Annotated in this window: 9 protein-coding genes and 2 pseudogenes; 6 read left to right on the top strand and 5 right to left on the bottom strand. The window is 60.5% G+C overall.

Translation table 11 applies throughout. The features are described 5' to 3' along the window. Window positions 1–247 precede the first annotated feature (247 nt). Window positions 248–1,912: a Na/Pi cotransporter family protein gene (locus ACIQWP_RS00055; RefSeq protein WP_402780457.1), complete on the top strand. Its 1,665-nt coding sequence runs from the start codon at window positions 248–250 to the stop codon at window positions 1,910–1,912. A gap of 135 nt (window positions 1,913–2,047) precedes the next feature. Here ACIQWP_RS00055 and ACIQWP_RS00050 read toward each other — a convergent pair whose 3' ends face one another. Beyond that, window positions 2,048–2,605 (bottom strand): GNAT family N-acetyltransferase, encoded by a 558-nt coding sequence (locus tag ACIQWP_RS00050; RefSeq protein ID WP_402780454.1) that lies wholly within the window; start codon window positions 2,603–2,605, stop codon window positions 2,048–2,050. 313 nt (window positions 2,606–2,918) lie between these two features. After that, a complete protein-coding gene (locus tag ACIQWP_RS00045; RefSeq protein WP_402780451.1) occupies window positions 2,919–3,620 on the bottom strand; it encodes a FadR/GntR family transcriptional regulator in 702 nt (233 codons plus the stop codon). Window positions 3,621–3,757: 137 nt separating this feature from the next. On the opposite strand from ACIQWP_RS00045, the gene ACIQWP_RS00040 reads away from it, so the two are divergent. Both ACIQWP_RS00040 and ACIQWP_RS00035 read left to right on the top strand, forming a co-directional pair. Next, complete coding sequence (locus ACIQWP_RS00040; protein WP_402780448.1) at window positions 3,758–5,053, top strand: MFS transporter; 1,296 nt, start codon at window positions 3,758–3,760, stop codon at window positions 5,051–5,053. Window positions 5,054–5,064: 11 nt separating this feature from the next. After that, window positions 5,065–5,961, top strand: coding sequence for a dihydrodipicolinate synthase family protein (locus ACIQWP_RS00035; RefSeq protein WP_402780445.1), 897 nt, complete (start codon window positions 5,065–5,067; stop codon window positions 5,959–5,961). A 13-nt stretch (window positions 5,962–5,974) separates the two neighbouring features. On the opposite strand, the gene ACIQWP_RS00030 is transcribed toward ACIQWP_RS00035, so the two are convergent. Further along, complete coding sequence (locus ACIQWP_RS00030) at window positions 5,975–6,721, bottom strand: FadR/GntR family transcriptional regulator (protein ID WP_402780442.1); 747 nt, start codon at window positions 6,719–6,721, stop codon at window positions 5,975–5,977. A 126-nt stretch (window positions 6,722–6,847) separates the two neighbouring features. Between ACIQWP_RS00030 and ACIQWP_RS00025 the strand changes: the two genes are divergently transcribed. The 3 genes and pseudogenes from ACIQWP_RS00025 (at window position 6,848) to ACIQWP_RS00015 (ending at window position 9,315) form a co-directional block, all read left to right on the top strand. Further along, entirely contained in the window at window positions 6,848–8,569 is a 1,722-nt protein-coding gene (locus ACIQWP_RS00025; RefSeq protein WP_402780439.1) for an IlvD/Edd family dehydratase, read from the top strand. Between the two features lie 14 nt (window positions 8,570–8,583). After that, window positions 8,584–9,060: pseudogene (locus ACIQWP_RS00020) on the top strand (ParB/RepB/Spo0J family partition protein); the annotation flags it as partial. Further along, window positions 9,037–9,315 (top strand): HlyD family efflux transporter periplasmic adaptor subunit, encoded by a 279-nt coding sequence (locus ACIQWP_RS00015; RefSeq protein WP_402782663.1) that lies wholly within the window; start codon window positions 9,037–9,039, stop codon window positions 9,313–9,315. The pseudogene ACIQWP_RS00020 and the gene ACIQWP_RS00015, both read left to right, overlap by 24 nt. 217 nt (window positions 9,316–9,532) lie before the next feature. On the opposite strand, the gene ACIQWP_RS00010 is transcribed toward ACIQWP_RS00015, so the two are convergent. Then, window positions 9,533–10,852 carry an alpha/beta hydrolase gene (locus ACIQWP_RS00010; RefSeq protein ID WP_402780436.1) on the bottom strand — a complete coding sequence of 440 codons (1,320 nt, stop codon included), beginning with the start codon at window positions 10,850–10,852 and terminating at the stop codon, window positions 9,533–9,535. 190 nt (window positions 10,853–11,042) lie between these two features. Next, window positions 11,043–11,411: pseudogene (locus ACIQWP_RS00005) on the bottom strand (YqhA family protein); the annotation flags it as partial. Window positions 11,412–11,507: the final 96 nt, after the last annotated feature.

Here is an 11,507-nt window from a genome sequence, read left to right as displayed (position 1 = left end):
CATTACCTTCGAATTGGCCATCATCAAGAATGACGTATCAGGCGCCATAACGCGCGTGGATGCTCGCGCGGCGCGGTTATCTCATTGTTACAATTGGCATGATACTTTTGCGTGTGGTCGATTGCCAACGGCGGGGGCGGAGCCTAGCCGTAACGGAAGCGTCTCACGTCGAAAATGACGATCCTCGGCGGCATGAGCCGCCGGTGTTCAGCTACCACTGTTTTCATTCTCAACCGGATAACGTGTCATGACCGGTAGTCTCGTCATCTTGGAACTCATGGGGCACGTCGCACTCCTCCTTTGGGGAATGCGCATGGTGCAAGGCGGCATAGAAAAAGCCTTCGGCTCCGATCTGAGGCGCGTGCTCGGCCGTGCGCTGCGCAATCGTTTGGTCGCTGTTGCTGCTGGCGCAGGTGTGACGATGCTGCTTCAGAGCAGTACCGCGACGGTCATGATGGTCACCTCCTTTGCCGCGCGTGGTGCGGTTGCTCTCGTGCCGGCTCTGGCGGTCATGCTGGGCGCCAATGTCGGCACGGCCCTGATCGTCAAGGCGCTCTCCTTCGACGTTTCCTTCATCTCCCCTCTGTTGCTGCTGATCGGCTACATCGCGTTCAAGCGGGGGCCGAAGGGGCGTGTGCGCCACCTCGGGCGCGTCGGCATCGGGCTTGGCTTGATGCTGCTTGCCCTGCATGAACTCGTGCAGACGATCCAGCCGGTCAGCACCGCTCCTGCGCTGCGGAGCATCCTCGATGCCATTACCGGCGATCCGGTGCTCGACATATTGCTGGCTGCCGCTCTCACATTCGCAGCGCATTCCAGTGTCGCGGTGATGCTGTTGCTGGTGGGGCTTGCCGCCGGCAATGTCGTGACGCCGACCGCTGGCCTCGCATTGGTTCTCGGCGCCAATCTCGGCGGTGCGCTGCCCCCGGTTTTCGAAACGAATGCGGCCAATCCGGCCAACCGCCGCGTGCCGATGGGCAATCTTCTGTTCCGTGCGATCGGCTGCGTGGTCGTGCTGCCCTTTCTGCATCCTCTCGCGGATATCTTGCAGAAGTATATGGCCGACCCGGCATCGATGCTGACGAATTTCCATCTGGCCTTCAATGCCGTGCTGGCGGTTGCCTGCGTCGGTCTGCTCGGGCCGACCCAGACCTTGCTGGTCAGGCTGTTTCCCGAGAAGATCAAGCCGGCGGGAGATGCGGCGCGCCCGCTCTTTCTCGACAAGTCGGTGCTGGAGACGCCCTACCTCGCCCTTGCGAGCGCTGCGCGCGAAATCCTGCGCATGGGCGATCTCGTCGAAGCGCTGCTGCGACTCGTGCCAGCCGATCTCTCCCGACCCGACAAGCAGGCGACGTCGCAAGCCGTCCGGCTTGGCAAGGAACTCGATATGCTGCATGAGGCCGTCAAGGCCTATCTCGCCCGGCTGGAGCCGTCGGAGCTGACCGATCGCGATGCCGGCCGCCTGTCCGACGTCATCGAATTCGCCGTCAATCTCGGGCATGCCGGCGATATTCTCGAGCGTTGCCTGGAGCAGATCACGCGGCGGGCCGAGGGGACGATCAACGCAGCCGACCATGCCGCCCTGCAAACGATCCAAGCCGAGGTCGCAGCGGACCTGCGGCTGGCGTTGTCAACATTGACGACGGAAGATCCGCGCTCGGCTCAGGAACTGGTGGACGCCAAGCGTCACCTCAACGAAGCCGAACGGGGGGCTGCGAAGGATCATCTCGCCCGCCTTGGCGGCGCCAACCCGGCGCTGCTCGGTTCGAGCAGCCTGTTCCTGGCGACCTTGCGCGATCTCAAGCTCGTCAACTCGCACTTTGCCAGTATCGGCTACGCCGTTCTCGGTGCTGAAGACAGCGGTGCCAGTCGCGCCTTGCAGGAGGATGCCGACAAGGCTCGCCTGGTCTGAGCCGCCAATTGCCGTCGTCACAACCAGCCAAGCGCGGTTGCCGCCCGGATCGCTTCGGCGCGGCGATGACATGCAAGTTGGCGGAACAGAAACTTCGCATCAGTTCGAACACGCAGCCGTTGGTCCGGTGTATCGCTATTGGGAGCACAAAGTGGAACCTCGCCCAAGCGTGTAGCAGCACTGGACGATGGTTTCACGGCGCGCTCGTGAGAAAAGCTCCCTGCTGGCGATTGGCGTGAAGCCCAGTCTGGTCAACACCCGTCCGGATGCCGGATTGTCGGCCGCATGGCCGGATTCCAGGGTCAACAGGCCGACTTCAGAAAAGACGAAGCCGATCAGCGCTTGCGCTGCCTCGAACGCGTAGCCCTTGCCCCAGGACGGACTTTCCAGCCAATAGCCGAGGCTGCCATTGCTGCCGGCAATGCCGTCGACGTCGACGACGCCGATCACTCCTTCCCCTTGCTCTATAGCGAAGCGATAGGCGGTGCCTTCGGCCCATTCGCGCTCGTGGCTGGAAAACCAGCTTTCGATATCGTGCGCGTTCGGAGGATAACAGGCGTTGCTCAGCATGCGCGTCACGTTCCAATCGCTCTGGATTTCGAATGCGCGTCTTGCGTCGGCCGCCGAGGTAGGGCGCAAACGGAGCCGCGCCGTTTCGATGGTGGAGCGAGGGATCGATCTTGCGGTTGTCATAAGGCGCCCCGCCGATTGAGGGAAATCGATGGGCGACCCCGAGGAGGGTGCCCAGGATCACTATCTACGCGCGAGGCCGCAATGGGAACCAGTATTGCGTGATTTGATTTGGGTGGTTATTTTTTAGCGGTAGTCAATATATTGCCGCAATGCGCGCGCAAAAGCGCCGCCTCTTGCGGGCCTGGCCCGCGGGAAATGTGGGACCGGCCGTGAGAGCGTCCGTTTACGAGGGGCGAACCCCCTTTCGCGGTCCGGTCCTTTCGCGTCCATCAGTACATTGATTGCCTTCGTCCCTGCTGCCGAACCTTGATGGTTATGATGCCGCGTGATCCCGCGCCTGTCCAAGGAAGCCTGAGGTCCGGTCAAGAACGGCCTCCATGGCGCGCCTGGCGCCAGCACTGTCTCCTGCGGCGATTGCCGTGGCGACTGCGGCGTGGTTTTCGAGATTGGCCGCAAATGCCCCGACCGTATGCGGGAAAACAGCATCAAGAATGGATTCGATTGCCTGGCGCAGGCTCTGCAGCACGGGATTATGCGTCGCGGCAAGGATCGACATGTGAAAGGCCTTGTCGGCGGCGACGGCGGCGAGCGGGTCATTCTGGTCCCGCGCCATCCGGTGATAGGTGTCGAGGATTGCCTGACGTTCCAGATCCGTTGCCCGCAATGCTGCGAGCGCCGCAGCCCCTGGCTCGATAATCTGGCGGGCTTCGGCAAAAGCCATAAGCTCATCATGCGAGATCCGCCCCCGCGACAGCCATCCGATCAATTCCCCATCGAGCCATTGCCATCGCTCCCGCGGTTCTACGCGTGTACCCGTGCGCTGCCTGACGGTCACGAGACCCTTGGCCGACAATATCTTCGCCGCTTCGCGCACGACCGTACGGCTGACGCCGAATTCCTGCTCCAGCTCGCCTTCCGAGGGAAGATAGCTACCGGGCGGGATCTGTCCGGATGCGATGCGGATGCCGAGAGCTTCCACCAGGGCCGTTGTCCTGTTCGGCTTTGTCTTGGTCATGCGTCGGTCCTTCGCCTCCTTCACCAACGAGACCAATCAGAATGCGCGGGCAAAAGCAAATAGCATGTTGCCTTACAAACATCATATGTTAAAGGTATGATGTTTGTAAGGCGTCAATGAATGCCGTGGAGGGGGAAATGAAATTCGATACCAATAGAGAGGCCGTCCGCCGCATCAATCTGCGCATCCTGCCGTTCCTGATGCTGCTCTATCTGGTCGCCTATATCGACCGCTCCAACATCTCGGTCGCCGCGCTTGGAATGAACGAGGAACTCGGTCTGACGAGCCAGATGTACGGGTTCGCGGCCGGCATATTCTTCGCGACCTATATCGTCTTCGAAATACCGAGTAACATGTTGCTGGCCCGGTTCGGCGCGCGCCGCTGGATCGCCCGCATCATGGTCAGCTGGGGCATTATTGCTGCCGGCATGGCGTTCATTTCCAGCGCTCACCAGCTCTATGGAATGCGCCTCCTTCTCGGTGCGGCCGAGGCCGGATTCACGCCGGGCATCATCTTCTTTCTGGCGAAATGGTATCCATCGCGCGACAGGGCCAACGCCATGTCCTTCTTCTATATCGGCGCAGCGCTCGCCTCGGTCATCGGCCTGCCGCTCTCCGGCCTGCTGCTCAATGCGCACGGCACTCTCGGCCTGTCGGGGTGGCGCTGGGTGTTTCTGATCGAAGGCATCCCGGCCATCGTCTTGGGCTTCGCCGTATTGAAGTTTCTTCCCGATCGCCCGCGCGATGCGACCTGGCTCACCGCCGAGCAGCAGGTTGGCCTTGAACGAACCATTGCGGCCGAAGAAGAGAAGGCGCCTGTGTCGCATCATGCGTCCTGGAGCGCGGCATTTTCGAATGCTCGCGTCTGGATGCTCGCCTTCTTCTGGCTGCTCCAGGCCTTTGGGACGATCGGCATCACGCTTTTCATGCCCCTGATCGTCAAGAGCCTGTCCGGCGGCGGTAATCTGGCAGTGAGCCTGCTTTCGGCGGTGCCCTTCCTTGTCGCCTGCATCTTCATGTTCTTCAACGGCAGGCACTCCGATCGCTCCGGCGAGCGCGCCCTTCATCTTGGGCTTCCGCTCACTCTGGCCGGTGCCTGCCTTCTGGGCGCCACCTATGCCGGCGATCCCCGCCTCGCTTATTTGCTGCTCGTCCTTTCCGTGGCGCTGAACTGGGCGGTCATTCCGATCTTCTGGGCTGTCACCACAGAGTTTGTCTCAGGCATCGCGGCCGCCGTATCGATCGCGCTCATCAATGCGCTGGCAAACGTCGCCGGTCTTGCCCTGCCGCCTGTCATCGGCTGGATCAAGGATTCGACTGGGAGCTATGATATCGCGCTGACGCTGGTGGCGGCGGCACTGATCGCCGGTGGTCTCCTCGGCATCGCGATCGTCCGCACGGGTGCGCCGGCCCTGCGGCTTTCAAAACAGTAAGGCTATTCAAGATGACATTCGAACCCGAAAAACTGCACGGCATTCACGCGATCCTCTATGCCCTCTTCGACAACGGCGAGAAGCTAGACAGGGCGGCGATGAAGCGACAAACGGAAATCTGCGTGGCGGCAGGCGTGCATGGTCTTGCCGCGCTCGGCCTAGCGACCGAAGTCTCAAAATTGACGTCTGCCGAGCGCCGGATCGTCATGGACTGGCTTGCCGAAGACAATGCCGGCCGTCTGCCGCTCGCCTTCACGATCTTCGGCACCTCGGTCGCCGAGCAGGTCGAGCAGGTCCGGCACGCGGAAAGGGTCGGTGCCGACTGGGTCATACTCCAGCCGCCACCGGTCGGCAGTTTCGGCGCCTCCGAATATATTGCCTTCTTTGGCCGCGTCGCGGATGCGACGACCCTGCCGGTGGCGATCCAGAACGCGCCCGGTTTTCTCGGACGCGGGCTGACGGGTCCGGATCTTGCGGCATTGCGCGCCATCCACCTCAATGTGAGAGTGCTCAAGGCGGAAGGATCAGCCGTCGAGGTCAAGGCGCTGATGGAGGCGATCGGCGCCGGCGTGCCTGTTTTCAACGGCCGGGGTGGCCTGGAACTGCTTGACGGACTGCGGGCCGGCTGCGCCGGCTATATTCTCGCCCCCGATCTCGTCGATTATGCGGTCAAGGCGTATAACGCTTTCCGTGCCGGGGATGAGGTCGGCGCCGAGAAAATCTATCGAGCCATGCTTCCATCTGCTGTAGCCGTCATGCAGGGGATCGAACATCTGATGTGCTACGGCAAGCGGCTGTTTGCGGAGCGGGCGGGGCTCATGATTAGCGATCGAGCGCCCGCCATGCGCCCGACGCTGTTCGGTGAACAGCTTGTTGCCTTACATGCAAAGAGGCTCGGATCTTTCTGACGCCGATTTGCTTCTAGCCTTCGGATTGCGGCAGTTCGAGCTTCTGGACCTCCAGCGCTTCGCGCAGCAGGTTCCTCATCTGCTCGGCGGCAGCGGGACCGTTGGCGCCGGCAATGGCCTCGTAGACGTTCTGGTGACGGCGTATCCAGCGTTCGTCTTCCTTTGCCGTGCGTTCCAGCCCCACCTTGAAGACATGTTTCAGCCCCGCCGAGATCAGCGACCCCAATGCCAGATAGAAGGCATTGCCGGTCGCAGCCAAAATGGCGGTGTGAAATGCGAGGTCGTGCTCGATCTTTTCTTCCGCCGACGAGGCGAGGGTCATGCCGAGCAGAGCGTGTTTCATTTTCTGCAGCGTCTGCGGTGTCGCGCGGGCGGCGGCAAGCTCCGCTGCCGCCGGCTCGAAGGATTGCCTGAGTTCATAGAGGTCGATCCGCGCTCGCTCGCTGCCAGTCCTAGCGCCGAGCCTCCATGCGAGGACCTGCGGATCAAGCAGAAGCCATTCGGAGTGATCGGTCACTCTGGTGCCGCTCCTCGGGCGGCTTTCGAGAAGGCCCTTGGCCGACAGGATCTTGATGGCCTCTCGGATGACGGTGCGCGATGTCCCGAAATGATCGCAAAGCTCCTGCTCCGTTCCGATGGAGGCTCCGGCGGCAAGCGCGCCGCCGACGATCCGCTCGCCCAAAGCGAGCACGATTGCATCGTGATATCTCTTGCTCGTCCCGAGGCTCGCGTCGTCGGCGTCCGAAGTCATCCCGGCCATCTGCCTTTCCCAAAAATCGAGACATGTCTAGCGTCTTCAGTCTGTGGTCACAAGCGCAACTCGGCTTGACCGTGTTTGTCTATTTGTATAGCAAAACTATAAATCATAATACAAAAAGAGGCAGTCATGACCGAGGATACAAGGCGAAGGTCGCAGGCGTGGTTCGGCGGAGTCGACAAGGATGGCTTCATCCATCGCTCATGGATGAAGAACGGAGGTCTGCCGGATGACGTATTCGACGGCCGCCCCGTTATCGGCATCTGCAATACGTTTTCGGAATTCACGCCCTGCAACGCCCATTTCCGGGAGCTTGTCACGCATATCAAGGCGGGCGTGCTGGAGGCCGGCGGCTTGCCGCTCGAGTTTCCGGTCTTCTCCTGCGGCGAGTCCAATCTGCGGCCGACGGCGATGCTCTTCAGGAATCTCGCTTCCATGGATGTCGAGGAGGCGATCCGCGGCAATCCCATGGATGGCGTCATCCTGATGGCCGGCTGCGACAAGACCACGCCGTCGCTGCTGATGGGCGCTGCCAGCTGCGATCTGCCGACGATCGTCATTTCCGGCGGCCCGATGTTGAACGGCAATTTTCGCGGCAAGCCGATCGGCTCCGGCACAGATGTCTGGAAATTCTCCGAGGAGGTGAGGGCAGGCACCATGAGCCGGCAGGAATTCATGGATGCGGAAAGCGCCATGTCACGCTCGCCCGGCCACTGCATGACCATGGGAACGGCCTCGACCATGGCGTCGATGGTGGAGGCTCTCGGTGTTGCCCTGCCCACCAACGCGGCGTGGCCGGCCGTCGATGCCCGGCGTGCGCGTCTCGCCCGCATGACGGGGCGTCGCGCCGTTGCGATGGTCAAGGAAGACATGCGGCTTTCGAAGGTTCTGACGCGTCAGGCCTTCGAAAACGCCATCAAGATCAACGGCGCAGTCGGCGGATCGACCAATGCCGTCGTTCATCTGCTTGCCATTGCCGGCCGCATCGGTGTCGACCTATCTCTGGAGGACTGGGACAGGCTCGGGCGCGACGTGCCGACGATCGTCGACCTGATGCCGTCGGGAAAATACCTCATGGAGGACTTCTGCTACGCCGGTGGCATCCCCGCGGTAATGAAGGAAATCGCCGATCTCTTGCATCTCGACGCGCTGACCGTGTCGGGGGGAAGCGTCGGCGAGAATATTGCCGATGTCGTCAACCACAATCCCGATGTCATCCGCAGCCGGGCAAATCCACTCGTGGGCAGCGGCGGAATTGCCGTCCTCAAGGGCAATCTTGCACCTGATGGCGCGGTGCTCAAGCCGTCGGCGGCATCGCCGCATCTGATGCGCCATCGTGGCCGGGCCGTCGTCTTCGAGAATATCGAGGATTTCCATGCCAGGATCGACGACCCGAACCTCGATGTCGATGAGAATTCCGTTCTCGTTCTGAAGGGTGCCGGTCCACGCGGCTATCCGGGCATGGCCGAAGTCGGCAACATGGCCCTGCCAAGCAAACTTTTGGAAAAGGGCGTGCGCGACATGGTGCGCGTCTCCGATGGCCGCATGAGCGGCACCGCCTACGGGACAGTGGTGTTGCACATATCGCCGGAAGCTGCTGCCGGCGGCCCGCTGGCGCTCGTCGAGCAGGGGGATTTCATTGCGCTCGATGTCGAGGCCCGCACATTGGTTCTCGACGTGCCGGACGACGAGCTTGCAAGGCGGCGCGCGGCCTGGAGGGAGCCGGTGCCGCCTATGACCTCCGGATATCAGGGGCTCTACGTGCGGACCGTCATGCAGGCCGACACCGGTGCCGACCTCGATTTCCTGGTTGGAGGACGCGGTGCAAAGGTCCCGCGCGAAAGCCACTAATTCATTTCATTCAGAACCAGTCGAATGTCCGGTATGTGAAAGCCGGAGTGTCGATCGAGGAGCTGGCACAAGATATCGCCCGCCGCGATCTGCTGCAGGGCCTCAGCGTCCGCCCGGTCACCGACGAGCTGGCATCCGGGACAGGCATGTACGAAATCCCCGCCGGTGGCCGACGCTATCGGGCGCTGGAGTTGTTGGTCAGCCAGAAGAGGCTGGCCAAGACCGCGCCGGTACCATGCGTGGAGCGTGGAGAAGGCATTGCCGAGGAGGATTGTCTTGCGGAAAACATTCAGCGTGCTCTCCTGCATCCGCTCGACCAGTTCCGCGCCTTCCTGACACTGCGCGCGAAGGGCCAATCGGAGGAGGAGATCGCCGCGAGGTTCTTCGTCTCGGTCAACGTCGTCAAGCAACGTCTCAAACTGGCGGCCGTCTCGCCGAAATTGCTTGAGGTCCACGCCGAAGATGGCATGGCACTGGATCAGTTGATGGCCGCCGAGGATGATTTGAAGCACATCGATATCCGGGCGCCACAAGACGGAATTGTCCACCAGCTTTCCGCGCAGACCGCGGGAGCAGTGGTAGCGCCAGACGAAGCCATCATGTGGATCGTGCCCGATAATGATGCCCTTATGCCTGAACTCAAACTGTCCCCTCAGGATATCGATCAAGTGACGATCGGACAGGATGACGCTTCGTTTCTGAGCGTTCAGCCAGCGCCCCACGCCGGAATTGAACGGGCGAGTTAGCAAGATCGCGGCTGACCTCACGACCAATCAGCGAACGGGCCAGACCTATTGCAGCCTGCGTGTCGCGATTCCCGAGGAGGAATGGGCAAAGAAGGCTTGATGATCTCACCCAGATGGGTCGTGAGTTCAAATCCCTTCAAGGCCGCCATATTCGGTCTTTGCCGTGCATCTCGTTTCATTGCCCATCAGGTACCCAACACTGTCTCTTCTCCCGACCTCATTGAGCGCCATTGCCAACCAGGCGAGATGGCAGAAAGACCGTCAGCGGAATGGCGATTGGCGACGACGCAATACCCTGAGCGATGGTGAATGGGGACGTCGTCGCCTTGTTCTCAACAAGCGCGTCGCGAGCGAGGCGGCTGTTTTCGACGAGCTTCATCATCGCCTGCGAACTAGCAAACACTCCATGACCACCGCCATCTGCTGCCGATGCGTCGATCACGGTTATTCCATTTTCCCGCAAAAGATCGATGTTGCGACCGCTGCCGAGGCGCGGATGTCCGCCGACGAGGAACCTCGAAACCGAAAGTGCCCGGTCGCGCTGAGAGACCACAATGGTAAAGGGATGGGGAAGAACGCCGATATCGTGGACCTGGCTTTCAAAGACATCGACATCGATGTCCGGTGCTGCAAGGATCACGCCACCAAGGCGCGCGAAGTAGGTTCGTTTCCCTTCCATCGCCAGATTCCTTAGCGCTTCCATGACGACAAAGGCGCCCATCGAATGTCCGACGAGAACTATGTCTTTCGCTTTCGTTTCAGCGGCCATTTGGATCGTTTCCGCTAGGCCGCCTCGCGCGAAAATGGAGCTGTCGCGATCGAAGACGTAGAGAGGCAGTGCCGCCGCGGATGGCCAAGAATAGGACAAAGGTACCGATTTGACCCCAAAGTCACTCACGATCTGCGCCGTCCGATAAAGGCTCTCACTGACATTGCTGTTATAGCCATGGACGAAAATGAAGATCTCACGGTTTTCCGGTGGAAGCCTATTGAGTGCAGCATTCATCTGCCGGACGAATCTGGCACGCCCATCGATCGCTGAAGAGGAGACAACGGCAAAATGACGTCGAGGGTCTGGATGAGTGCCGCCAGTCGACACGGTACCTACTCGACGGCTAAGGGGAATGCCGACGTCGTATCGCGCCATATTGAGCGTTAGTGAGCGTTGCGCGGAATAAGGCTGGTCGGCATTTTCAGTTGGTTTCCGGCTTGTCGCCAAGAAAATCAGTACGTGCTGGGAAAAATCAGTTGACGCGAGATTGCTCGCAAGCCCGGTATTGGCCCTCGACCCTCCGCAGGCCGTCAGAATGGCTAGGACGCAGAGGAATATCAACGGCCGCATTCTACTCACGGTTATAATCCGCTCGCGCGGAAGTTTGATAACGGATGAGCCGCGATCAACTATCGCCGCGAGCGCTGTATCGGTAAACCGCCGATGCGCTTTTGTTGTCAGTTTTGCAACCGTGCCAGATGTTGGAGGATGTCCTTTTGAAATATGCGCCGACTCTGCGTCAACACGCGGGTCCAAGAGCTCCATGCACTACTTCCCTACAAACATTTGGAAAGCTGTATTCGCAACTAAGTGGAGATTTTCTTGCTTTAGCATCGGGACAATAACCCGACCGGACACTGTTTACAAGGAACACTCGGAGCAGCATCGCGCAGCTCATTTCGGCACTACGTGGCAAAGAAAATCCAGGATTGTGGACTTGAAAGCCTATACAAATTCAGGAGCCGTCCGACTTATCGATTGAGGCGGATGTCTTCTTAGGAACCAATGTTGGTTCACCATGACCAGCGTGTCCGGGAGAGCTGGCAATAAGTCTCATCGCCCCGGCTAGGAGCAGGATCGAAACGGGCAAGACCAATGCGTTCCATTGCAGCATCTCGTCGGTCTCCGCGACGAGCGTGGCGAAATGGACCACCAGATAAAGGATAATCATCTGGAAGAAGAGATTCTTGAGTTCGGCGACGCTGTCGATGATCATCCAGTCGGGCAGCGCCGCGCGCCGCTCGGGTGATAGATCGACGAGGAACCCGAGCGTGATGGCACAGCCGAAGATAACAAGGACAATGGCAAACAGCAGCTTGTCCGTTTGGTCTGCCCCCATGGGGTGATCCGGGCTTAATGTTAGTGCATGCTCGGTCTAGCCGCCACTGCTGGCGTTGAAGCCGGGCCATTCTGGCGCGGC

Origin of the sequence: Rhizobium sp. NPDC090279, from assembly GCF_044769665.1 — a bacterium.
Classification (GTDB): Bacteria; Pseudomonadota; Alphaproteobacteria; order Rhizobiales; family Rhizobiaceae; genus Rhizobium.
Note: the sequence above shows the minus strand (reverse complement) of the source record. Positions and strands in the feature narration are given on the sequence as shown.

Coding starts and splice junctions, on each gene's coding strand:
- ACIQWP_RS00055 (WP_402780457.1), top strand. CDS start 248: ATGACCGGTAGTCTCGTCATCTTGGAACTCATGGGGCACGTCGCACTC.
- ACIQWP_RS00050 (WP_402780454.1), bottom strand. CDS start 2,605: ATGACAACCGCAAGATCGATCCCTCGCTCCACCATCGAAACGGCGCGG.
- ACIQWP_RS00045 (WP_402780451.1), bottom strand. CDS start 3,620: ATGACCAAGACAAAGCCGAACAGGACAACGGCCCTGGTGGAAGCTCTC.
- ACIQWP_RS00040 (WP_402780448.1), top strand. CDS start 3,758: ATGAAATTCGATACCAATAGAGAGGCCGTCCGCCGCATCAATCTGCGC.
- ACIQWP_RS00035 (WP_402780445.1), top strand. CDS start 5,065: ATGACATTCGAACCCGAAAAACTGCACGGCATTCACGCGATCCTCTAT.
- ACIQWP_RS00030 (WP_402780442.1), bottom strand. CDS start 6,721: ATGGCCGGGATGACTTCGGACGCCGACGACGCGAGCCTCGGGACGAGC.
- ACIQWP_RS00025 (WP_402780439.1), top strand. CDS start 6,848: ATGACCGAGGATACAAGGCGAAGGTCGCAGGCGTGGTTCGGCGGAGTC.
- ACIQWP_RS00015 (WP_402782663.1), top strand. CDS start 9,037: ATGGCACTGGATCAGTTGATGGCCGCCGAGGATGATTTGAAGCACATC.
- ACIQWP_RS00010 (WP_402780436.1), bottom strand. CDS start 10,852: ATGGAGCTCTTGGACCCGCGTGTTGACGCAGAGTCGGCGCATATTTCA.